The organism is Mesorhizobium sp. M2E.F.Ca.ET.219.01.1.1, from assembly GCF_004016445.2.
GTDB lineage: Bacteria > Pseudomonadota > Alphaproteobacteria > Rhizobiales > Rhizobiaceae > Mesorhizobium.
The window spans coordinates 171146-193931 of the sequence record NZ_SADT02000007.1 but is presented as its reverse complement, the minus strand read 5'-3'; the positions used below and the strand labels follow the sequence as shown (position 1 = coordinate 193931).

The following is a 22786-nucleotide window of genomic DNA, read 5'->3' as shown; positions in this document are numbered from 1 at the left end:
TGGTGGGGATCGCTCCTCGCCGCGCCGGGTAAGGCTTGCCCGCGGGCGGCCGCTAAATGAGAGAGGATTCGAACATGCTGATCTCCCAGATCCTCGACGACGCCGAGACGATCCGCGTCGTCGCCCGCAATGGCGGCGGCAAGACCAGGGTCATCAATGGCGCGCGCAGCGTCTATTCGCTGGCGATGGAGGCCGCGCGCACCGGCATCGGCCTTGAAGCGCTGATCGAGCGCAAGGGCTATGGCGAGACGGTCGATCTCGATGCCGTCTACAAGAGGGGCCGGCTGGTTTCGCCGATCAACCATCCGGATCCGGCGCATCTGCATCTCACCGGCACCGGGCTGACGCATCTCGGCTCCGCGGCGACACGCGATTCCATGCACAAGAAGCTCAGTGAGGGCGGTGAGGAGGAGCTCACCGATTCCATGAAGATGTTTCGCATGGGTCTCGACGGCGGCAAGCCGGCCAAGGGCCAGGTCGGCGTGCAGCCGGAATGGTTCTACAAGGGCAACGGCACGATGGCGGTTGCGCCGGGCGCGCCGCTGATGTCGCCGGCCTTCGCGCAGGACGGCGGCGAGGAGCCCGAGATCGCCGGTATCTATGTGATCGGCGACGACGGCGCTCCGTTCCGCGTCGGCTTCACGCTGTCGAACGAGTTCTCCGACCACGTCACCGAGCGGGTGAACTATCTGTTCCTCGCCCACTCCAAGCTGCGCAACGCCTCGTTCGGCCCCGAGATCCTGATCGGCGACCTGCCGGCCGACGTCCGCGGCGCATCGCGCATCTGGCGCGACGGCAAGCTGCTGTGGGAAAAGCCGTTCCTGTCGGGCGAAGCGAACATGTCGCACACCATCGCCAATCTCGAGCACCACCACTTCAAATATTCGGCCTTCCGCCAGCCGGGCGACGTGCATGTGCATATGTTCGGCACCGCGACGCTCTCCTTCGCCGACGGCATCAGGACCGAGGCCGGCGACACGTTCGAGATCGAGGCGCCGGATTTCGGCCTGCCGCTGCGCAATCCGCTGGAGATCGAAAGGCCGGTGAAGGTGGCGGTGAAGGCGCTGTAGGATAGGACCGAGATTGGGGGAGAAATGAAACGCATCCGGCCGAGCTTGGCGTTCACAGGCTTGGTACTGGCGCTCGCCTGCTCCTCCTTGACCGCTTACGCCGCCGGAAAATGCAGTCCAATAACCTATCGTGAAGCCCGGTCGGCAATGTCGAGCCGTCTTCTGGCCACCGGATACTCAAGGACGCAGGCGGACTTTCTCATGCGCAATGCGGATCGCATGACATCCGCGCTGCCCGCAACTGCGCTGAACGACAGCGGCCAGGCTTGCGGCATCGACTCCGTGAGGGCCCATGTCCTTGGATGCCTCGACAGGCAACTGTTCCCATTGGGCGCGGGCTCAAGCTCTCCGCTTGATGAAACGAAGCAGACCAAGGGATTTTGGGGCAGGAAGCGTCTGACCGTTCGAGAGCTACTCTTTATCGGCCATTTCCATGCCTGCCTCGGCGCGGCGGAAGAATATCTCTTTCGCCACTGACAGGGCCAGCGAGGATCACCGCGCCGCGCGAAAATGCTTGGAAAGCTTCAAGCCCTGCGCCTGGTAGTTCGAGCCGAGATCGGTGCCGTAGAGCGCCCGCGGACGCTTCAGCATGTGCTCGTAGACGAGACGGCCGACGATCTGGCCGTGGTCGAGGATGAAAGGCACTTCGTGGCTGCGCACTTCGAGCACCGCGCGGCTGCCGCTGCCGCCGGCGGCGGAGTGGCCGAAGCCCGGATCGAAGAAGCCGGCATAGTGGACGCGGAACTCGCCGACCAGCGGATCGAAGGGTGTCATCTCGGCGGCGTAGAGCGGCGGCACGTGCACCGCTTCGCGCGAGACCAGGATGTAGAACTCGTCAGGGTCGAGCACGATCTCGCCGGCGCCGCTCTTATAGATCGGCTCCCAGAAGTCGACGACGTCCTGCGCGGCGCGCTTGTCGACGTCGACCAGGCCGGTGTGGTGCTTGCCGCGATAGCCGACAAGCCCGTCCTTGTCGCCGTCGAGATCGATGGAGAGCGCGATGCCGCCGCCGGAAATGTTGGGCGGCTCGGTGGCGACCAGCATCTCGGTGCGGTGAAGGTCACGCAGCTCGCTTTCCGAAAGCACGGCATTGCCGATGCGGAAACGGATCTGCGACAGCCGCGAGCCGGCGCGCACGACAATCGGGAAGGTGCGCGGGCTGACTTCGAGATAGAGCGGCCCGTGATAACCAGCGGCGATCTTGTCGAACTCGTGGCCGCGATCGGTCATGACCCGCGTGAAGATGTCGAGGCGGCCGGTCGAGCTCTTCGGATTGGCCGAGGCCGAAACCTCGGCCGGTAATGCCAGGCTTTCCAGCAAAGGCACGATGTAGACGCAGCCGGTTTCCAGCACCGCGCCCCCGGTGAGGTCTATCTCGTGAAGCTTCAGCCGTTCGAGCTTGTCGGCGACCAGATGATCGGGACCCGGCAGGAAGGAGGCGCGCACGCGATAGGCCTTGTCGCCGAGCCTGAGATCGAGGCTGGCCGGCTGGATCTGGTTGGTGTCCAGCGCGCGCGGCGACTTAAGCGCGTTCGCCTTAAACAGCGCCGCGATGTCCTGATCCGGAAGAATGCCTGTCTGCCGCAAAGGCTGGCTCCGTTCACAAGGCCGGGCGAGGACCTTAGCAGGCTCTTGCCGCCCGGCTGGTACAAACCTCTTAATGAAGCCGGCAATTGACGCAAGCGCGACACGGGTCTAAAGGGTCGTTATCCCGTGGTGATTTGGCCGGTCGGCTTGCAGCCACGTTAAACAAGTCGCTAAAGGACCGTCGAGCCGCAAGGCTATATGGACCGGTTGCGACTTCGCGGCCGGTTTTTTTGTGTCTGGAAGCAGGGCTATGAGCACCAAGAAGCGGAACTGGAAACCTCAAACGGCACTCGTGCATGGCGGAACGCTGCGTTCGCAGTATGGCGAGACGGCCGAGGCGATGTATCTCACGCAGGGCTATGTCTACGAGACGGCGCAGGCGGCGGAAGCTCGCTTCAAGGGCGAGGAGCCTGGCTTCATCTATTCGCGCTACGCCAACCCGACCGTCGACATGTTCGAAAAGCGCATGTGCGCGCTGGAAGGGGCCGAGGACGCCCGCGCCACGGCCTCCGGCATGGCCGCCGTTTCCGCCGCCCTGCTCTGCAGCGTGAAAGCCGGCGACCACATCGTGGCGGCGCGGGCCCTGTTCGGTTCCTGTCGTTGGGTGGTGGAGACGCTGGCGCCGCGCTACGGCATCCAGTCGACGCTGATCGACGGCACCGATATCGCCAACTGGGAAAAGGCGGTTCGGCCGAACACCAAGCTGTTCTTCCTGGAAAGCCCGACCAATCCGACGCTGGAGGTGGTCGACATCGCCGCTGTCGCCAAGCTTGCCAATTCGATCGGCGCGCGCGTGATCGTCGACAATGTCTTCGCCACGCCGCTGCAGCAGAAGCCGCTGCAGCTCGGCGCCCATATCGTGGTCTATTCGGCGACCAAGCATATAGACGGCCAGGGCCGCTGCCTCGGCGGCGTCATCCTGTCGGACAAGAAATGGATCGACGAGAACCTGCACGACTATTTCCGCCACACCGGCCCCAGCCTGTCGCCCTTCAATGCCTGGACGCTGCTCAAAGGCCTGGAGACACTGCCGCTGCGCGTGCGCCAGCAGACGGAGAGCGCCGGCAAGATCGCCGATTTCCTGGCCGAACGGCCGGAGATCGCCCGTCTCATCTATCCGGGCCGCGCCGACCATCCGCAGGCTGATGTTGTCAAGAAGCAGATGTCGGGCGGCTCGACATTGATCTGCCTCGACGTCAAGGGCGGCAAGGAGGCGGCCTTCGCCTTCCAGAACGCGCTCGACATCGTGCTGATCTCGAACAATCTCGGCGACGCCAAGAGCCTGATCACCCATCCGGCGACGACGACGCACAAGAACCTGAGCGACGAGGCGCGGGCGGAACTCGGGATCGGGCCCGGCACGCTCAGGCTCTCCGTCGGCCTGGAGGACACCGACGATCTGCTGGAGGACATCGAGCAGGCGCTGAAGGCGGCCAAGTAGTCCTGTAGATACCGCCGAAGATCGACCGAGACCTTTCAGGCGATCTCCTCGAGCTCCGTCAGCTCGCGGGTGCGGATGGTCATGGCGTTGCCCCGCCATTCGACAGCGCCGCCGAACCAGGCGCGCGCCCAGATGGCGGGCAGCATGACGTCGCGCACGATCATCGCGGTGACGCTGCGCGGCGACAGGCACCAGCCCTTGGCCAAGGCCAGCAGGCATTCCGGCAGGTAGGCGATCGCCAGCACGCACAAGGCCGTGGTGGTAAGGCTGACGCCGGCGCCTGCCGCGGCGATCAGCGCCAGCAGCAGCGGCACCGCGGCGCCCGTCAGGATCTCCGGCGCGAAGAACAGCGGGAACGTGACCCGGCGCAGCCGCGCCCAGCGCGTCTGTCGCGACCACATCTCGGCGAAGCTGCGCTGTCCGAGCGGCTGCTCGAAAGGCGAGGCGACGAGATTGACGTTGAGACCCAGGCCGTTGACCAGCTTGGTGGCGGCGGCGTCCTCGGCGATTTCGGCGGCCAAGGCCTGGATGCCGCCATTGGCGTCCAGCGTCGGCTTGTTCCACAGCATGCTCTTGCCCTGGGCGAAGCCGAGGCCGAGCGCCTCGCCGGCATATTGCCAGCGCGCCTGCAGCGTGTTGAGGAAGGCGCATTCGACTTCGGCCCAAAAACCGTCCGGCCGCGAGCCGATCGGCGTCGAGCAGACAAGGCCGGTATCCGGACGCCATGCCGCCATCAGGTGCTGGACGTAGTCCTTCGGCATCAGCACATTGGAATCGGCGAGGATCACCCAATCGTGCCTGGCCGACTGCCAGCCCTTGACGCAGTTGTTAAGCTTGGGATTGGCGCTGACGCGGTCGTCACCGATCAGTAGCCGCGCCGGGACCTTGGGGTGGCGCGCGACCGCCGCGTCGATGAGCCTGACCACCGGGTCCTCGGCTTGCGCGACGCAGAAGATCAGCTCGTAGCGCGGCCAGTCGAGCGAGAAGGCGCGCTGCAGGGTCTCTTCGGTGAACGGCTCGACGCCGCGCGAGGGCACGATGATCGAGACCGGCGGCCGCGCGGTGGCGGGCGGCGCAATGACATGCCGCCGCCTCAGCCGCGACGAGGCGAGCAGGATGCTGGCGAGATTGGAGAGAAGAAGGGCTGACGAAGCCAGGCCGGCTGCGATAGTCAGTTCCATCGAGATCTGGTCACTCCCGATCGAGAGTTTCACCGTTTCACAGAAACGGCGAACCACTCTATCTCTTTGTTTTCACGCAATTCCGGACGGAAAACCGCTCACACTTTTCCTGGAATTGCTCCTGGCCTAACGCGGCCGTTTCATCAGTCGACAGAGCGCCCGAGTCGCCCGGCACGGTTTGTGCACACCAACATTGTCATGTGTCACTTAAATGACATTGTTTTTCGGCACGTGCACTACAACGCTGGCAGGCGGACTTCCGCTTTCGCGTAATAACCGCGACTTGTGACAAATGTTTCCCTGCAGCGGCAACCGGAGTAGCCCATGTATCGCGCCGTGACGCGCAATATCGAAGTGCTGGTCAGGCCCTTCTATCTGGAGGATAGATCCGATCCGTCGGAGAACCGCTATGTCTGGGGCTATCAGGTGACGATCGACAACCGCTCCGACGATTTCGTGCAGCTTTTGTCGCGCTACTGGCACATCACCGACGGCCAGGGCCGTGTCGAGGAGGTGCGCGGCGCAGGCGTCGTCGGCGACCAACCGGAGCTGAATCCCGGCGACAGCTATCAATACACCTCGGGCTGCCCGCTCTCGACGCCGTCGGGCATCATGGTCGGCCACTACACGATGCGCAACGGCCGAGGCGAGACGTTCGATATCGCTATTCCGGCATTTTCGCTCGACATGCCGGGGACAAGGCGGACGGTGAATTAAAGAACTTGAGTTCCTCGCCCCCGCAAAGCGGGGGAGAGGTGTCCCGGCGAAGCCGGGACGGAGGGGGGGCGACCTTCGTGACGCCAGATCCCAGCGGAGGGATTGGTGCGGAACCGGCCACGAGATATGCGCTCAGGCGTCTTCGGGCAGCGATTTACCAACTGCGCCAAAGACCCCTCTCCGTCCCGGCTTCGCCGGGCCACCTCTCCCCACTTCGTGGGGCGAGGAACCGGAGCTTTCTCACTCCACCGCGAACTCGGCCGGATCGAAGTCGTATTGCGTCGAGCAGAACTCGCAGGCGACGTGGATGCCGCCCTCCTCGGTCGAGTCCTTGATCTCCTCAGCCGAGAAGCCCTGGAGAATGCCGTGGATCTTCTCGCGCGAGCAAGAGCACTGGTCGTCGACCGGCACGCCACGGAAGACGCGCACGCCGTGCTCGTGGAACAGCCGGTAGAGCAGCCGCTCGGCGCCCACAGTCGGGTCGATCAGTTCCGTCGGCTCGATGGTGCCGAGCAGCGCCAGCAATTCCTGCCAGGAATTGTCGGCCGGGTGGTCCGTCAACTCGCGGTCGTCGCCGTCGCCGCCCGAAATATCGGGAATGCGCATGCGCTCCGGCGCCTGCGGCAGGAACTGCGCCAGGATGCCGCCCGCCCGCCACTGCTCGCGTGCGCCACCCGGGCCGGGCGTGACCAGCTTGGCGACCGACATCTTGATATCGGTCGGGATCTGCTCCGACTGGCGGAAATAGGTGCGCGCGGCATCCTCCAGCGAGGTGCCGTCGAGTTGGACGATGCCCTGATAGCGCTGCGTGTGCGCGCCCTGGTCGATGGTCAAAGCCAGCACGCCGTTGCCGAGCAGCGCCTGCTGCGAGGTCTCGCCGGCGGCGATCAGGGCCTGCAGCCGGTCGGCGTCGAAGCGCGCATAGGCGCGCAGCGCATTCGGCGTGGTGAAATCAGCCACCAACATATCGACCGGCCCGTCGGTGCGGGTCTGCAGGATGAACTTGCCTTCGAATTTCAGCGAAGTGCCGAGCAGCACGGTGAGCACACAGGCTTCCGCCAGCAGGCGGGCGACCGGCTCGGGATAATTGTGGCGGCTCAAAATAGCGTCGAGCATCGGCCCGAGCTGCACGGTGCGGCCGCGCACATCGAGCGGCGCGACCTCGTAAGGCACGACGTGGTCGTCGCCGGCGAAGCCGAATTCACCGAGTTGGGGTTTGTGCTCAGCCAAGGTCTGGGTTTCCAACATGACAAAACTCCGGGGCGCAGCCATGCAACCCGATGAGCCGCATGCGTCGAAGCGCGTTCAATTTACGTGATGGCCCGCAGATAGGCATCACATATCCCCGGATCAAGTCGATCCCGATCGGGCCGGAAGCGGGCAGGTCCGCCCTTCTCAAGCGCCCAGGCACCAGGCCAGCACCGCCTTCTGGGCGTGCAGCCGGTTCTCGGCCTCGTCGAACACCACCGAATTCGGCCCGTCGATCACATCGTCGGTGACCTCTTCGCCGCGATGCGCCGGCAGGCAGTGCATGAACAACGCATCGGGCTTGGCCTTGGCCATAAGCGCCGCGTTGACCTGATAGGGCAGGAAGACGTTGTGACCGCGAGCGCGGTGCTCCTGGCCCATCGAGACCCAGCTGTCGGTGACGACGCAATCGGCCTGGTCGACGGCTTCCTCGGCCGATTTGGAAAAACGGACCTTGCCGCCATTGGCTTTCGACCAGTCGACATATTTCTCGAAAGGCTCGCTGCCTTCCGGCACCGCGACATTCAAGTTGAAACGGAATCGCGCCGAGGCTTCGAGCAGCGAGTGCAGCACATTGTTGCCGTCGCCGGTCCAGGCAAATGTCTTGCCGGCCACCGGACCGCGATGCTCCTCGAAGGTCATGATGTCGGCCATGATCTGGCAAGGATGCGTGTCGTCGGTCAGCCCATTGATGACCGGAACCGTGGCGTTCTCGGTCAGCTCGATCATCCGGTCATGCGAGGTGGTGCGGATCATGATGGCGTCGACATAACGCGACAGCACTTTTGCCGTGTCGGCGATGGTCTCGGAGCGTCCGAGCTGCATCTCGGTGCCGGTCAGCATGATCGTCTCGCCGCCGAGCTGACGCATGCCGACATCGAAGGACACGCGCGTGCGCGTCGACGGCTTGTCGAAGATCATCGCCAGCACCTTGCCATCGAGCGGTTTGGAGCGCTCGCCCGCCTTGAGCCTGGTCTTTCGCGCCATCGCGTCGTCCAGCATGATGCGCAGGTCGCCCGCCGAAACGGCGGATAGATCGGTGAAGTGGCGGACGCTCATCGGCAGGTTCCAGAACTTATTTCGCGGCTTCGGCCGCTATCGCGTCGGTCAGGCCCTTGGCGCCGCCACGGATGCGCTTCAGCGCCTCGCCGATCTCCTCGTCGGTGACGGTGAGCGGCGGCAGGAGGCGGATCACGTTGTCGCCCGCCGGCACGGCAAGCAGGTGCTGGTCGCGCAGCGCCATGTTCACCTTGGTGTTGGGCATGGCGCATTTCAGGCCAAGCATCAGGCCGGTTCCCCTGATGCCCTCGATGACATCGGGAAATTCATCCGCGACCGAGGCCAGACCTTGCTTCAACAACAGCGCCTTGCGCTGCACGTCCTCGAGGAAGCCGTCGGCCAGCACCACGTCGAGCACGGCATTGCCGACCGCCATCGCCAGCGGATTGCCGCCGAAGGTGGTGCCGTGCACGCCGGCGGTCATGCCGGTCGCCGCCTCGTCCGTGGCAAGGCAGGCGCCCATCGGGAAGCCGCCGCCGATGCCCTTGGCGATCGCCATCAGGTCGGGCGTGACGCCGGCCCATTCATGCGCGAACAGCTTGCCCGTGCGGCCGATGCCGCACTGGACCTCGTCGAAGATCAAAAGCAGGCCGTGCTGGTCGCAGAGCTGCCGCAGCCGTTTCAAGGACTGCGTCGGCACCGGGCGTATGCCCCCCTCGCCCTGCACGGGCTCGATCAGGATGGCCGCGGTCTCGGCCGTGATCGCCTTTTCCGCGGCATCGATGTCGTCGAATGCAACCTGGTCGAAACCTTCGACCTTGGGCCCGAAGCCCTCGAGATATTTGTACTGGCCGCCGGCGGCGATCGTCGCCAGCGTGCGGCCATGGAAGGCACCTTCGAAGGTGATGATGCGAAAACGCTCGGGATGGCCCTTGACGAACTGATAGCGCCTGGCCGTCTTGATGGCGCATTCCAGCGCCTCGGCGCCCGAATTGGTGAAGAACACCTTGTCGGCAAAGGTGGCATCGACCAGCCGCTCGCCCAGCCGGCGCTGTTCCGGGATCTCGTAGAGATTGGAGACGTGCCAAAGCTTGGCGGCCTGTTCGGTGAGCGCCGCGACCAGATGCGGATGGCTGTGGCCCAGCGAATTCACCGCGATGCCGCCAGCGAAGTCGAGATATCGCTCGCCCTTGTCGGTGACCAGCCAGGTCCCCTCCCCACGGTCGAAAGCCAGGGGTGCGCGGGCGAAGGTCTCGTAAAGCGCCGAACCGCTCATTATATGCGTCTCCGGAACCGGAAATCAAAAAAGCCGCCAATGCGGCGGCCTTTGCGGCTTATCATGTTTTTCGGCCATGAAGTCAACGAAAACGTCACGCAGAAGCGCGTGGCAAGCCCTGACGCCACGCCGGCTCATGAGCAGGCCGGCAAGTTGGGGAAAACCGTAAAAACCGAATCGGTGTTGCCTTTGGGACTCTTGTCACCGAGTCAGCGCATAAGGTATTTGTAGTCGAGAAATAACTATATTTCGTGCGGCGGACCTAAATCACCCGGTACATGTGGTGTCGTTTGCCCGGCGAGAGCCGGCTCGGGAAAGGATTCTGGCCGCCGCACGCATTAGCAGGAGCGCGGTCTCATGAACTGGACTGACGAGCGGGTAGAACTTCTCAGGAAATTGTGGTCGGAGGGTCTGAGCGCAAGCCAGATTGCCGCACAGCTTGGCGGAGTGAGCCGCAATGCCGTCATCGGCAAGGTGCATCGCCTGAAGCTGTCGGGCCGCGGCCGCGCGACGGCTGCCCCGGCACGCCAGAAGAAGGTGACGCAAGGCGCCTCGATGCAGAAGTCGGTGGCTCGCGCCGCGAGCCCGGCGCGCCATGTGACCGCCACCATCGGCGCCACCGCGCTGCAAGTGCAGTTCGACGCCGAGCCGGTCGCTCGCCACTACATCCGTCCGGTCGAGAACGTCGTGGTGCCGATCTCGCGCAACCTGCAGCTCGTCGAGCTGACCGAACGCACCTGCAAATGGCCGAACGGCGACCCGCTCTCGGAAGACTTCAGCTTCTGCGGCAACGACGCCGCCGAGACGGGACCGTATTGCAAGTATCATTCCCGGGTTGCGTTCCAGCCGGCGGCGGAACGGCGCCGCGCTCGCTGAATAGCGAATAGCGAATAGCGAATAGCGAATAGCGAATAGCGAATAGAACGGCTTGGCTTCTGTGATAGGGAGCAAGCCGTTTTTTCGTCGTTCCCTACTCGCTACTCCCTATTCGCTATTCGCTATTCACTTTTCACAGCCATCCGTTCTTCTTGAACCGCCAATACAGGAACGAGCAGATCGAGGCCATCACCAGCAGGATGACGGGATAGCCATATTCCATCTTTAGTTCCGGCATGTCGGAGAAGTTCATGCCGTAGATGCCGGCGAAGGCCGTCGGCACCGCCAGGATGGCGGCCCAGGAGGCGAGCTTCTTGGAGATCGCGGTTTCCTGGCTCTGTCCGACCAGAAGACTGGCTTCGAAAGCGAAGGCCAGAACCTCGCGCAGGGAGTCGATCTTTTCCTGCACGGTGCGGATGTGGTCGGTCACGTCGCGAAACAGCGGATGCATGGCGGCATGGATCTGCGGCAGGTCGGCGCTGGTCAGCCGGCGGCAGACCTCGACCAGCGGCAAGGCCGCATTGCGCAGCCGCAGCAGATCGCGGCGCAGCATGTAGAGGCGCTCGATTTCGGAACCAGTCATCGGCTTCAGAAGTACCTTGTCCTCGATCGCCTCGACCTCGTCCTCGATCTGCTCCAGCACCGGCATGTAGTTGTCGACGATGAAATCGAGGATGGCGTAGAGGACGAAGTCCTCGCCCTTGGCCAGGGAATGCGGGCAGCTTTCCCAATGCTGGCGCACGGCGGCGTAGGAGGTCGACGGACCGTGCCGGACGCTGACAATGTAGCCGGTGCCGACGAACAGATGCGTCTCGCCGAAGGTGACGCGGCCGTCGATCAATTGCGCGGTGCGGGCGACGATGAAGAGGGCGTCGCCATACTGCTCGATCTTCGGGCGCGCATGTGGATGCTCGGCGTCCTCGATCGCGAGGTCATGCAGGTGGAATTGCGCCTGCACCCTGAGCAGAAGGTTGCGGTCGGGCTCGAGCAGGCCGATCCAGACGACATGGCCGGGTTTGGCCGCCCATTCACCCGCCTGTTCGATGGCGATGTCGGCGACGCGCTTGCCGCTCAAATAGACGCTTGACGCTATGATGCCCGACGTTGGGGCCGGGGTCAGGTTTCGAACTTGTTCCATCGCAAACCTCCCGAGACTGCGACTGACAAAATCGCTCTGCCTGGAAGAGCTTAGCCTAAATCAGAAAACCGTTCGAGGGGCGCCCGTTCACTTAGCCGGCACCGTGCCGGGCAGCACCACCTTGTCGGTCTTGTCGCCCTTCGGCCGGTCGGCGGGCATCTGGTCGCCGGTGACGATGTAGTAGATGGTCTCGGCGATGTTGGTCGCATGGTCGCCGATGCGCTCGATATTCTTGGCGCAGAACAGAAGATGCGTGCAGGGCGTGATGTTGCGCGGATCCTCCATCATGTAGGTTAAAAGCTCGCGGAACAGCGAGGTGTACATGGCGTCGATCTGGTCGTCCCGGTCGCGCACGAAGCCGATCCTCTCGACCGAGCGCGAGGCGTAGACGTCGAGCACTTCCTTGAGCTGCGTCAGCGCCAGGTTGGCAAGCGCCTCGATACCGCGGAAAAGGCTGTTCGGTTGGCGGCCGTCGACCGAGGCCACGCGCTTGGCGACGTTCTTGCCAAGATCGCCGACACGCTCGATATCGGCCGAAATGCGGATCGCGCCGACGATCTCACGCAAATCCGTCGCCATCGGCTGGCGCCTGGCGATGATGATGATGGCCTTGTCGTCGATCTCGCGCTGTCCCTCGTCGAGGACGATGTCGTCCTGGATGACCTTCTGGGCAAGGCCATGGTCGACATTGACAAGGGCCGCGACAGCCTGCTCGACCATGCGCTCGGCATGGCCGCCCATCGCCGCAATGCGCTTGGACAGGAATTTCAGCTCTTCATCATAGGCACTGACAGTATGGACGGACTGCATCGATATGCCTTCCCGGTTTGTGCCGGCTGGTGCGTTCCCTCAATCTGTCGCTGATACGCGAACCGCATGACAGAAAGAAGAAAATCTCGGTTGGCAACCGGTACACGATCAGCGAGCCGGCAAATGAACCGTGAACGCCGCACCCTTGCCGACTTCCGACTTGATCGACAATCTTGCGTTATGACGGGTCAATATATGCTTGACGATCGAAAGGCCAAGCCCGGTGCCTTTCTGGGTGCGGCTGTTTTCGACATCGACGCGGTAGAAGCGCTCGGTTATGCGCGGGATGTGTTCTTCGGCGATGCCCGGGCCGTAGTCTCTTATGGTGACGTCGATGCCTGGGTCCTGACCGTCCTCGACGCGTGCCATGGAGACGGTCACGCGTCCGCCTGACTGGCCGTATTTGCAGGCATTCTCCATGAGATTTTCGAAAACCTGGAAGAGTTCGTCGCGGTCGCCGGGGACGGAAACCGGGCCATCGATGAAGTCCCGCTCGATGACGATGCCGTTTTCCGCGGCCAGCGGTCCGAGCGAATCGATGACGCTATCGATCGTCTGGCGAAGGTCGACCTCCGTGCCCGGCCGCAGATAAGGCTTCATCTCCAGCCGCGACAGCGAGAGCAGATCATCGATCAGACGGGCCATGCGTCCCGTCTGGTTCTGCATGATCTGCAGGAACTGGTCGCGCGCCGCCGGATCGTTGCGGGCCGGCCCGCGCAGCGTCTCGATGAAACCGGCGATCGAGGCGAGCGGCGTGCGCAATTCATGGCTGGCATTGGCGATGAAGTCGGCCCGCATGCGATCGATGCGGCGTGTCTCGCTCTGATCCTTGAACACCAGCACATAAAGGCCTGTGGCATGGCCGACCGTTGACGCGCTGACCCGGTATGTCCGCTCCACCGGGAGCTTTTCGGTGTAGTCGACCACATCGGCGGCGACCTCGCCCGACAGGATGCCGTCCAGCAGCGCCTGCATTTCCGGCGCGCGAAACTTCAACGCCAGCGACATGCCCGGCGCCAGGCCGCCGAAGGCCGCGAAGGCGGCGGCGTTGGCGTGGACCATCGTGGCGGAATGGTCGAAGATGATCAGCGGGTCGGCGACAGCCGCCGCCAGATATTCGCCGGACAGCCGCTGCAGTCCGCTGGCCTCGATCGCCGCGCCTGAATCTGCCGATCGGCGTTCGGCATCGACAGGCAGCATCGCGGCAGCCGCCAGCGCCACTAAGGCCAGGACCGGCACGTAAACGGACGCGCCGGCGAAGCTATAGACGGCAAGGACCGCGACAATGCCCGCGCCAAGCAGCCAGCGATTGCGCCACAACCGCGCCGCCAGGGCTTGTCCCTTACTGTCCTGCCCCGCGCCTGTCTCAGCCATAGGCCCGCGCCACCCCGCATCCCGTCGACCGGTCAGCAGTCTGCCGGACCGGCCTGGCGCATGGCCTGAAAATCAGGATCGATTTTCGCGAAGGTTCATGCGCAAAATCAACATGCTACAGCGTCTTTGCGCCTGGAGGCGCTTTGCTGCACAGGCTCCATAGCATGAGTCCGCAAACTGGAAAGGTTCGTCTGGATGAAAAAAGCCAAGCAAACGGCTGAAGCGGTGCCGGCCACGGCACCGATCAAGATCAAGATCGGCGGCAAGGAGCGCGAGTTCGACATCGACAATCCGGTGCTGCCGGACTGGATCGAGGACAACAAGCTGACTGCCGGCGGCTATCCTTACGACAAGAAGATGAAAGGCGAGGACTACGAAAAGGAACTCGAGCGGCTGCAGATCGAACTGGTCAAGGCGCAGGCCTGGCTGCAGGCGGCCGGGAAGCGGGTGATGGCGCTGTTCGAAGGCAGAGACGCGGCCGGCAAGGGCGGCACGATCTTCGTGGTGCGGCAATATATGAACCCGCGCACAGCGCGCAACGTCGCGCTGACCAAGCCGACGCCGACCGAGGCCGGACAATGGTACTACCAGCGCTATGTCGACCATTTCCCGACAGCCGGAGAATTCGTGACCTTCGACCGCTCCTGGTACAACCGGGCCGGCGTCGAGCCGGTCATGGGCTTCTGCACGCCGGAGCAGCACGAGAAATTCCTCGACGAGACGCCGCATTTCGAACGGATGATCTGCAACGAAGGCATCCACTTCTTCAAATTCTGGCTGAATATCGGCCGCGAAACGCAGCTGGAGCGGTTTCATGACCGCCGCTGGTCGCCGCTGAAGAACTGGAAGTTCTCACCGATGGACGTCGCAGGTATCAGCAAATGGGACGACTACACCAAGGCGCGCGACCAGATGATCGAGCGCACGCACAAGGAATTCTCGCCCTGGATCATCGTGCGGGCCAACGACAAGCGCCGCGCCCGGCTTGCGGTGATCCAGCGCATCCTGCTGTCGCTGCCCTATGACGGCCGCGACCTCGATGCCGTCGGCAAGCCCGACAAGAAGATCATCGGCGAAGGGCCTGCCTTCCTGAAGGACTAAATCAATTCCGTAAGTTACAGCGCCGCGCGGCTTTTGGCTCGCGCGGCGCTGAGACTTGCATGCCGGCCGCTCAGGCGGCCAGACGAGCGATCCGCTGCAGCCGCTTCAGCGTGGTGTCATCCTGAAGCGCCTGCTGGAACAGCGTGATCTCGTGGTCGATACGATCGCACAACACCGCCGTATCGCCCTTGAGAAGGCTCCGCGTCTGCAGCAATGCCGCCACCGGCTTCTTGGCGAGTTGTTTCGCCCTCGCCAGCGTTGCTTCCTCGGCGCTGCCTTGCGTCACGATCTCGCCGACAAGGCCGAGCGCCTTGGCATCCTCGACGCCGAGCGTGTCGCCCAGACAGAAGAAGCGGAAGGCACCGGCATAGCCGAGCTTCTGGGGCGCCAGGATGCTGGTCGCCGCGTCGGGCACCAGGCCGAAATCGACGAACGGCACCCTGAAGGTGCTGCCCTTCGAAGCGATCACCATATCGCAGTGGAACAGGATGGTGCAGCCGACGCCGACCGCATCGCCGTCGACACAGGCAAGCACCGGCTTGGGGAAAGTCGCCAGCATGCGGAACATGTCGGTGACGGCGGCGATCAGTTCCCGGTGCTTGGTGGCATCGAGGAATTCCGAGAAATCGCCGCCAAGGCAGAAACAGCCGGCAAGGCCACGCAGCATGACGACACGGACCTCGTCATTGACGGCCGCCTCGTGGAAGGTCCTGGCAAGGCTCGCATAGGCATGCCGATCTAGCACCGGCCGGCCGTCGTGCGAGGACACGGTGACGACCAGCGTATGGCCGCGCAGTTCCGGTTCGGGATGGAAGCTCATGACCACCTCCCCGCTCACGACGCCTGCTTCAGGCCGAGCAGGCCGGGATAGCCCCGGTTCAGCACCGGCAGGAAGTGGTTGCGGCGCTGGCGCACGATATCGAGCGTATGCTCGGTGAAAGTGAGCAAGGTCGCCACCACCTGCTGGTTGCCATAGGTGCGCTGGTAGCCGAGCGGCTTTGCCAGGAAGTGCAGTTGCAGCGCCCTGAGCACCCACATCGGCTCGAACTCGATGATGACCTGGTTGACGTTGCGCTTCAGTCCCCATTCGACGAAGCCGGCGATCAGTTCGGTGCCGACCGTCGAGACGCCGCGCTTGCCGTCACGAAAACCCGGAGCCACCGCGTAGCGGGTGAGTTCCCAGACATTCGGTCCCGAGGGGGACTGCCCCTCGCAGAGATCGGACAGCACGTCCGTCAGAAGATGCGGTCGAGTGGTCGGCAGCATGCGTTGGTAGCCTGCCAGTTCACCGTTGCGGATGACGAGGTGATGCTCGGCCTCGTCATGGTCGAACTGATCTATCTCGAGCTGGTCGGGACGGGCGAGATCGGTCCATCCCATTTCCTCGACGAAGATCTTGTGGCGCAGGCGATGCACGGCCTCCCAAAGGTCGGGGCGTTCCATCAATTCCTGAGTGGTAAGGGCGAAAAGCATTAGCCGTCTCCTGGGCTTAAGAGGATGATACGGCCGGGCTTTCCCGAAAATATTACGCGAACGCGTAGGCAAGAATTTTAGGCCAGCACGGCCGACTTGGCTAATATAGCCACGCCTAATGGCCTCCGCGACTGTCCGCACGCGGTTGGGGATGCCCAGTTTGATTTGGCGTTAAGAAATCATTAGCCCTCTCCCAAGAGGGAGATTCGGCTGCGCTTTTCTGAAAATATCACGCGATCGCGTAGGCTGAAATTTCTAGGTCGGCACGGCCGACCTAGCTAATATAGCCACGCCTAATCGCCTCCGCGACCGCCTGCACCCGGTTGGCTGCGCCGAGTTTGCTCTTGGCGTTAAGAAGATGTTTCTCGGAAGTGTGTTCCGAGATGCCTAAAATTTGAGATATCTCCCATTCGGACTTGCCAACGGCCGCCCATTGCAGGCATTCCCGCTCACGTGCCGTCAATTCTATATGATCGACGAGCTTGTCGGCCTTGGTATGCAGTTGCATGGCGCGGCCGATCGCATAGGTCGACGCCAGCGACACCATTCCGAATTCGGCATCCGACAATTCAACGGATTCGCCACCCAGCGAGACCATGACGATCTGGCCGTCGAGCGTCACCAACGGAAACGCAAGTCCGTCGCGCAGCTTGAACTGGCGGGCGTCGCCCATGACCTCGTCGCTGCTCTTGTCGATCACGGCGTTCTTGGATGCGTCCCGCCATTGGAACGGCGCCTGAAGCTGCTTCATGTGGCTGACGACGGGATCGTGGTCGACATAGTTGCGCGCCACGTAGCGCTCCAGCCATTCGCCGGGCCAATCGCAAAGCATCACATGCTGTTTCTGCCGGCCGCGTGGCGTGCCGGGCTGCGGCACGGTTCCCGCCATCAGGGCGGTCAGGCCGAAATTCGAAGTGACGCCCAGCAGCCTCTCGCAAACCGCCGCCGCGGTGCCAGCATTCTGCAACTGGTCTATATATTCCAGAGTTCTGTCAAACAGGCCCATCGCAACATCTACCCCATGTTGCTTCTGCTTTTTCGTTACCGATAGTAGACGCTCGAACACTCCTTCGCCATCAACCACGGGTCGCAATGGTCTCCGCAAAGCCGGTGGCTTCCCCCTTCCGGCGCGCAGGTTCATTTGCAACGAGCTGAACCATACGCTGAATTTAGCCGCTTGAAATCAAAAACCGTTGTGCCTGCATCATTTTCGTACGAAAAGCCTCCGAACGGGGACGAGGTCGGAGCCATATCGTGATCTTGCGGTGGATAACTCTGGTCCTGATATCCGCACTTGCCGGCATATTGCCCTTTGCCGGCGCGACTCAAGGCGCGGAGCCGCAGGTGCCGGTGCTGTGGGATGCCAAGGAGCGGTTGCCGAAACCCGATCTCTCCGCGTTGCCGCGACTCAGATTCCTCACGACCACCGATTTTCCACCCTTCAACTTCCTCGACGGCTCGGGCCGCCTGTCCGGTTTCCACATCGATCTGGCGCGGGCGATCTGCGCCGAACTGGACGTCGTCGAGAAATGCCAGGTCCAGGCCCTGCCGTGGAACGAGTTGGAGGATGCCCTGCAGAAAGGCGAAGGCGAGGCAATTATCGCCGGCATCGCCGCGACGGCGGACAGCCGCGAGAAATATGCCTTCTCGCGCTCCTATATGCAGTTCCCTGCGCGCTTCATCATGCCGAAGGCGAAAGCCTTCGCCGAGCCGATCCTCGACAAGCTGCGCAGCAAGCGGGTCGGCGTCGTCGCCGGCTCGGCGCATGAGAAAATGCTGCGCGATTACTTCAACACCGTGCAGGTGGTGACCTTCGACACACCGGAAGACCTTTATGCCGGCCTCAAGGCAGGCAAGATCGACGCCGCCTTCGGCGACGGTATGCGCTTCGCCTTCTGGCTGGGCGGCTCCGACGCGGCCGGCTGTTGTCGCTTTGCTGGCGGTCCGTATCTGGCGCCGGAGTATCTGGGCTCGGGCATGGCGATCGCCACCAGGGCGGGCGATCCCGCGCTGGCCGGCGCCTTCGACTATGCGCTGCAGGAAATCTCGATCAAGGGCACCTTCGCCGAGTTCTATCTGCGCTATTTCCCGGTGAGCTTCTTCTGAAGGTCGCGCCAACGCTAAGTCAGCGTGCGTAGGCGCGCCTTGGTCGCTCGCGCAATCGCAGCCACGGTCAGCGTGTCGAGGTCGAGCTTGAGGCGGATCAGTTGCAGGACGCGCACCTCCTCCATGCGCATTTCAAGATCGACGGCGGCGACCTCGAAGGCGGCGGCGTAAGCGGTGTCGCGCAGCCGCTCGGGCAGGGCTTCGGCAACGCGCGCCAGCACGCCTTCCAGCCCGCCCTTCTCTTGCAGCGCCTTCTGGCAGGCCTGCGCCACTGGAACCAGCCTGTCCTGGTTGAAATCGACGAACACCGGCCAGGAACGAATGACGTCGCCGATCCGCGCCAGTTCGACGTCGGTCATGTCGCGATCGGAAGCCGAGGTGATGACCATCAGGTAGATCAAGGCTTCGTGCGTCGTCAGCGAAGGCATTCAAAACTCCTTGAGTGTGCGGCTCGAACGTAGGAGCGCAATTGTGGCGCCGCAAGGAAAACCGCCGCAAATCGTTGACGCTCCGGCCTGTCGCGCCTAGAGACCGGTCGACAAATCTTATCCGCCGCAAAGACGGCCATGACTGGAACTTTGACATGACGGGATCAAACATCATCGATCTCACGCCCGAGATGCTTGCCGCGGCCGCCGAGAGCAAGGCCTGGCCGTTCGAGGAAGCTAAGAAAATCATCGCCCGTTACAAGGGCAAGGATTTCCCGGAAACCGTGCTGTTCGAGACCGGCTACGGCCCGTCCGGCCTGCCGCATATCGGCACCTTCGGCGAGGTGGCGCGCACGACCATGGTGCGGCATGCCTTCCGCGTGCTGACGCAGGACAAGGTCAAGACCAAGCTTCTGTGCTTTTCCGACGACATGGACGGCATGCGCAAGATTCCGGAGAACGTGCCGGATCGCGCGGCGCTCGAGCCCTACCTGCACATGCCGCTGACCTCAGTGCCCAATCCGTTCGGCGGCGATTATGCGAGCTTTGCCGACCACAACAACGCGATGTTGTGCCGCTTCCTCGACACGTTCGGCTTCGACTACGAGTTCGCCAGCGCGACGCAGTACTACAAGGCCGGCCGCTTCGACGAGGTGCTGCTGCGCGCCGCGGAGCGCTATGACGAGATCATGGCCGTGATGCTGCCGACGCTCGGACCGGAGCGCCAGGCGACCTACAGCCCGTTCCTGCCGATCTCGCCGAAGAGCGGCCGCGTGCTCTACGTGCCGATGATCAATGTCGACGCCAAGGCCGGCACCATCACCTTCGACGACGAAGGCACCGAAACCACGCTGCCTGTCACCGGCGGCCATGTGAAGCTGCAGTGGAAGCCGGATTTCGGCATGCGCTGGGCGGCACTCGGCGTCGATTTCGAGATGTTCGGCAAGGACCACCAGACCAATGCGGCGATCTACGACCGCATCTGCAACATCCTCGGCGGGCGCGCGCCGGAGCATTTCGTCTACGAGCTGTTCCTCGACGAGGAAGGCCAGAAGATCTCCAAGTCGAAAGGCAATGGGCTCACCATCGACGAATGGCTGACCTACGCGCCGACCGAGAGCCTCGGCCTCTATATGTACCAGCGGCCCCGGCAGGCGAAGAAGCTCTATTTCGACGTCATCCCGAAGGCGGTGGACGAATATTACGCCTTCCTTGGCGCCTATCCGCGCCAGGACTGGAAGGAGCGGCTGGGCAATCCGGTCTGGCACATGCATGACGGCAACCCGCCGGCCATCGACCTGCCGGTGCCCTTCGCGCTGCTGCTCAACCTGGTGAGCGCTTCCAACGCACATGACAAGTCGGTGCTGTGGGGCTTCATCTCGCGGCATGCGCCGGGCGTGACGCCGAAGACGCATCCGGAGCTCGATCGGCTGACCGGCTACGCGATCCGCTATTTCGACGACTTCGTGAAGCCGACCAAGGTTTTCCGCGCCGCCGACGAGGTGGAGCGCGAGGCGCTGGCGAAGCTTTCCGATGCGCTCGGCGCGCTGCCTCAGGGCGCCGACGGCGAAGCGATCCAGAATGCCGCGCTCAATGTGGCGCGCAAGATCGAGCGCTACCAGGACCATTCGAAGCGGAGCCCGGAAGGCGGACCCGGCGTGTCCGTCGCCTTCTTCCAGATGATCTACCAGGTGCTGATCGGCCAGGAACGCGGCCCGCGCTTCGGATCCTTTGCCGCGCTCTACGGCATTGCCGAGACGCGCGCGCTCATTGAGCGGGCGCTGGCTGGTCAGTTGGCGGCGTAACGGCGCCGCCATCGGCCGGCAGGATCGAATCCGGCGCCACCAGCGCCGGGCCCGAGACGGCCGGCACCGCCGGCAGGCCGTCAAGCTTCGGCGCCGGGCCGAAAATACCCTTCCTGGCAGTGCGGGCCTTGTTCTCGGCCTCGACATAGGGGCCGCCTTGCGCGGCGCGCGCCCAGCCGTTCTCGACCAGCCACTGGCCGATGTCCTGGTTGCCGATATGGCATTCGGCGGAAATGGTGTCGCGGCCGCCCTCCGGCGGCAGCGCGCAGGCGACCGCACGGCCGCGCAGGAAGGCGCGGAAGGCAGTCCTGGCGCGCGCGCCGCAGGCCCAGGTCTGGCCCTCGTCGCTGCAGGTTTCGTCCGCCTTGACAGCGTCCACGCCGGACACCGCGACCGCATAGCCCTTCGCCTCGATCAGCCCGGCGGCGGTGGCGACCGGCTGGAACAATTTGGTGCCGTTCCAGTCGCCCGGCATCTTCGTTTTGGGCGGCTTGGGCGGCCCGGCCAGCGCCAGATCGCTGAGTGGCGCCCGGGGCTCGACCCGCTCGAGTTCCTGGTCCGACAGCTCCGGCGGCGCCACGACGTCGGGATCGATGGCCCTCGAGTGAACAACGGGGTTCGGTGCCTGCGGAGCGGCTGGCGCCGGAATGGCCGAGGTCATGGGCTCTTCCGGGGGCGTATCCGCGCCGGAAGCGGAGAGCGTATCGTTGCCGTCGGTGGGGAGCGCATCGGCGATGGGATCGATCTGATCGACCGTGATGACGCTCTCATGCCCCTTGACCACGCGGCCGCCTGCCACGACGAGCGCGGCCATCACCGGAACCGCCAGAACCGTCAGGATGATCTGAAGAAGGCGCAACAGCCCGGACCTACTGGCTCGCCCAGACGATGCGCGCCACCCATTCGATTTCGCGCGTCGGGATGTCACGATCCGGGTGGGCGGGGTTGAGCGAAACCAGCACGATCGATTTCACCGTTTGCCGGTCGAGCACCTTGGCCATCACCTCCCCGGCGGTGGTCTTTACGACGACGCGATCGCCCTTGCGCGTCGGCGCGCCTGGCTCGACGATCAGCACATCGCCATTGCGGTAGAGCGGCAGCATGGAATCGCCCTGCACCTGCAGCGCGTAGGATGTCTCGGTCGCCCGCGCCGGAAGCTCGACCAGATCCCAGCCCTGCCCCGCCGGATAGCCGGCATCGTCGAAGAAGCCTCCCGCCCCGGCCTGGGCGAAGCCAAGCAGAGGAACGGCGCTGCGGTGTTGGGCCACCGACGCGGCGCCGCACCCTTCGACAAGTCCAGTGAATTCCTCGAGCGAAGCGCCGGTGGCCTCGATGATCTTGGCCAGCGACTCGGTCGAGGGCCAGCGCGGCCGGCCGTCGGAAGACAGGCGCTTCGACTTGTTGAAGGCTGTCGAATCGAGGCCCGCGCGCCGCGCAAGGCCGGAAGCCGACAGCGAATAGCGCTCGGCGAGAGCGTCGATTGCGGCCCATACGCGGTCGTGTGAGAGCACGCGCGCTCTCCTTCAAAACAGGAAAAAATGCCTCAGCTCTGTCTAACGCGCGACTATCTGATTGTCCACTGGCGAAGGGTCGGATCGCCTACGATCGGACCTGCTTCGCCTGCTCGCGCAAATTCCGGTGCGAAAGCATGAAAGCCCGCTCGGCGTCGGTCGGCGGGCGTGGACTGGCGGCGTGGCCGAGCGCCGCGACGACCTCGTCTATGTCGAGGAAGCGGCGTCCGCCGCGGTCATAGACGCCACCCGTGGTCAGGATCAGCGCCGCGGTCTCGCCGCCATCGAGGACGAAACGATGCCTGCCGACGACGGACGTACCTTCCCAGGTCTCGATCGACGAGACCACCTCGAAGCGGTGCCACAGCTTGATCTCGCGCACATAGGCCACCTGCAGGCCGCCGATCATCGGCGCCCAGCCCTTCTTGCGCGCCAGCGCGATGAGGCCGACGCGCAGGAATATGTCGATGCGGCCGAGATCGGCCAGCATCATGTAGCGCGCATTGTTGAGATGCAGGTTGAAATCGACGTCGATCGGCAGGCATCGAAAGGCGAGCCGGCTTTCCTCGCCGACCCGATAGGGACCACGGCTCGACGCCGTGGCCATGGTGCGTGCCATTCGCCCCCAGACATACATCCCGGTTC

At 63.7% G+C, this 22786-nt stretch carries 23 protein-coding genes and 1 riboswitch; of the genes, 8 read left to right on the top strand and 15 right to left on the bottom strand.

Annotation, left to right across the window (positions count from 1 at the left end; translation table 11 throughout):
- The first annotated feature begins 74 nt into the window (after positions 1-74).
- Both araD1 and EN862_RS29450 read left to right on the top strand, forming a co-directional pair.
- Entirely contained in the window at positions 75-1070 is a 996-nt protein-coding gene (araD1, locus tag EN862_RS29455) for an AraD1 family protein (protein WP_127867493.1), read from the top strand.
- A 24-nt stretch (positions 1071-1094) separates the two neighbouring features.
- Positions 1095-1547 carry a hypothetical protein gene (locus EN862_RS29450; RefSeq protein WP_127867494.1) on the top strand — a complete coding sequence of 151 codons (453 nt, stop codon included), beginning with the start codon at positions 1095-1097 and terminating at the stop codon, positions 1545-1547.
- 15 nt (positions 1548-1562) lie between these two features.
- Here EN862_RS29450 and EN862_RS29445 read toward each other — a convergent pair whose 3' ends face one another.
- Positions 1563-2657 carry a 2'-deoxycytidine 5'-triphosphate deaminase gene (locus EN862_RS29445; protein ID WP_127867495.1) on the bottom strand — a complete coding sequence of 365 codons (1095 nt, stop codon included), beginning with the start codon at positions 2655-2657 and terminating at the stop codon, positions 1563-1565.
- A gap of 116 nt (positions 2658-2773) precedes the next feature.
- Positions 2774-2851, top strand: a riboswitch (SAM riboswitch).
- 56 nt (positions 2852-2907) lie between these two features.
- Between EN862_RS29445 and EN862_RS29440 the strand changes: the two genes are divergently transcribed.
- A complete protein-coding gene (locus tag EN862_RS29440; protein WP_127867496.1) occupies positions 2908-4098 on the top strand; it encodes an O-succinylhomoserine sulfhydrylase in 1191 nt (396 codons plus the stop codon).
- 35 nt (positions 4099-4133) lie between these two features.
- On the opposite strand, the gene EN862_RS29435 is transcribed toward EN862_RS29440, so the two are convergent.
- Positions 4134-5279, bottom strand: coding sequence for a ceramide glucosyltransferase (locus EN862_RS29435; protein ID WP_127867497.1), 1146 nt, complete (start codon positions 5277-5279; stop codon positions 4134-4136).
- Positions 5280-5603: 324 nt separating this feature from the next.
- On the opposite strand from EN862_RS29435, the gene apaG reads away from it, so the two are divergent.
- On the top strand, positions 5604-5996 hold the full coding sequence (gene apaG / locus EN862_RS29430) for a Co2+/Mg2+ efflux protein ApaG (RefSeq protein WP_042641259.1): 393 nt from the start codon (positions 5604-5606) through the stop codon (positions 5994-5996).
- Positions 5997-6236: 240 nt separating this feature from the next.
- On the opposite strand, the gene EN862_RS29425 is transcribed toward apaG, so the two are convergent.
- From EN862_RS29425 to EN862_RS29415, 3 genes are all read right to left on the bottom strand, one after another.
- Positions 6237-7268: an Hsp33 family molecular chaperone gene (locus EN862_RS29425; RefSeq protein WP_127867498.1), complete on the bottom strand. Its 1032-nt coding sequence runs from the start codon at positions 7266-7268 to the stop codon at positions 6237-6239.
- A 123-nt stretch (positions 7269-7391) separates the two neighbouring features.
- Positions 7392-8303, bottom strand: a complete 912-nt coding sequence (gene argF, locus EN862_RS29420; protein ID WP_127867499.1) for an ornithine carbamoyltransferase — start codon at positions 8301-8303, stop codon at positions 7392-7394.
- A gap of 16 nt (positions 8304-8319) precedes the next feature.
- Complete coding sequence (locus EN862_RS29415) at positions 8320-9519, bottom strand: aspartate aminotransferase family protein (protein ID WP_127867500.1); 1200 nt, start codon at positions 9517-9519, stop codon at positions 8320-8322.
- 357 nt (positions 9520-9876) lie between these two features.
- Here EN862_RS29415 and EN862_RS29410 point away from each other — a divergent pair, with 357 nt between their 5' ends.
- Positions 9877-10395, top strand: a complete 519-nt coding sequence (locus EN862_RS29410) for a GcrA family cell cycle regulator (protein WP_095819596.1) — start codon at positions 9877-9879, stop codon at positions 10393-10395.
- 133 nt (positions 10396-10528) lie between these two features.
- Here the strand turns inward: EN862_RS29410 and EN862_RS29405 are convergent, their stop codons facing one another.
- From EN862_RS29405 to EN862_RS29395, 3 genes are all read right to left on the bottom strand, one after another.
- Complete coding sequence (locus EN862_RS29405; protein ID WP_127867501.1) at positions 10529-11533, bottom strand: magnesium and cobalt transport protein CorA; 1005 nt, start codon at positions 11531-11533, stop codon at positions 10529-10531.
- 87 nt (positions 11534-11620) lie between these two features.
- Positions 11621-12343, bottom strand: a complete 723-nt coding sequence (gene phoU, locus EN862_RS29400) for a phosphate signaling complex protein PhoU (protein ID WP_127867502.1) — start codon at positions 12341-12343, stop codon at positions 11621-11623.
- A gap of 108 nt (positions 12344-12451) precedes the next feature.
- Positions 12452-13717 carry an ATP-binding protein gene (locus EN862_RS29395; RefSeq protein ID WP_127867503.1) on the bottom strand — a complete coding sequence of 422 codons (1266 nt, stop codon included), beginning with the start codon at positions 13715-13717 and terminating at the stop codon, positions 12452-12454.
- A 195-nt stretch (positions 13718-13912) separates the two neighbouring features.
- On the opposite strand from EN862_RS29395, the gene ppk2 reads away from it, so the two are divergent.
- On the top strand, positions 13913-14818 hold the full coding sequence (ppk2, locus tag EN862_RS29390) for a polyphosphate kinase 2 (RefSeq protein WP_127867504.1): 906 nt from the start codon (positions 13913-13915) through the stop codon (positions 14816-14818).
- Positions 14819-14888: 70 nt separating this feature from the next.
- Here the strand turns inward: ppk2 and EN862_RS29385 are convergent, their stop codons facing one another.
- The 3 genes from EN862_RS29385 to EN862_RS29375 form a co-directional block, all read right to left on the bottom strand.
- Positions 14889-15638, bottom strand: coding sequence for an enoyl-CoA hydratase-related protein (locus EN862_RS29385; RefSeq protein WP_127867505.1), 750 nt, complete (start codon positions 15636-15638; stop codon positions 14889-14891).
- A 14-nt stretch (positions 15639-15652) separates the two neighbouring features.
- A complete protein-coding gene (locus tag EN862_RS29380; RefSeq protein ID WP_127867506.1) occupies positions 15653-16291 on the bottom strand; it encodes an acyl-homoserine-lactone synthase in 639 nt (212 codons plus the stop codon).
- A 274-nt stretch (positions 16292-16565) separates the two neighbouring features.
- Positions 16566-17297, bottom strand: coding sequence for a LuxR family transcriptional regulator (locus EN862_RS29375; RefSeq protein WP_127867637.1), 732 nt, complete (start codon positions 17295-17297; stop codon positions 16566-16568).
- 275 nt (positions 17298-17572) lie between these two features.
- On the opposite strand from EN862_RS29375, the gene EN862_RS29370 reads away from it, so the two are divergent.
- Positions 17573-18397, top strand: coding sequence for a transporter substrate-binding domain-containing protein (locus EN862_RS29370; protein WP_245519753.1), 825 nt, complete (start codon positions 17573-17575; stop codon positions 18395-18397).
- 14 nt (positions 18398-18411) lie between these two features.
- Here the strand turns inward: EN862_RS29370 and EN862_RS29365 are convergent, their stop codons facing one another.
- Positions 18412-18825 carry a tellurite resistance TerB family protein gene (locus tag EN862_RS29365; protein ID WP_127867507.1) on the bottom strand — a complete coding sequence of 138 codons (414 nt, stop codon included), beginning with the start codon at positions 18823-18825 and terminating at the stop codon, positions 18412-18414.
- 155 nt (positions 18826-18980) lie between these two features.
- On the opposite strand from EN862_RS29365, the gene EN862_RS29360 reads away from it, so the two are divergent.
- The gene (locus EN862_RS29360; RefSeq protein WP_127867508.1) at positions 18981-20630 is read left to right on the top strand and encodes a lysine--tRNA ligase; all 1650 of its coding nucleotides are present in this window, start codon (positions 18981-18983) and stop codon (positions 20628-20630) included.
- Here the strand turns inward: EN862_RS29360 and EN862_RS29355 are convergent.
- The 3 genes from EN862_RS29355 to EN862_RS29345 form a co-directional block, all read right to left on the bottom strand.
- Positions 20593-21489, bottom strand: a complete 897-nt coding sequence (locus EN862_RS29355; RefSeq protein WP_245519728.1) for a thermonuclease family protein — start codon at positions 21487-21489, stop codon at positions 20593-20595. The genes EN862_RS29360 and EN862_RS29355 overlap by 38 nt on opposite strands.
- Before the next feature lie 10 nt (positions 21490-21499).
- The gene (locus EN862_RS29350) at positions 21500-22141 is read right to left on the bottom strand and encodes a helix-turn-helix transcriptional regulator (protein ID WP_127867509.1); all 642 of its coding nucleotides are present in this window, start codon (positions 22139-22141) and stop codon (positions 21500-21502) included.
- Positions 22142-22229: 88 nt separating this feature from the next.
- Positions 22230-22778 carry a thioesterase family protein gene (locus EN862_RS29345; protein ID WP_127867510.1) on the bottom strand — a complete coding sequence of 183 codons (549 nt, stop codon included), beginning with the start codon at positions 22776-22778 and terminating at the stop codon, positions 22230-22232.
- Between the last annotated feature and the right edge of the window lie 8 nt (positions 22779-22786).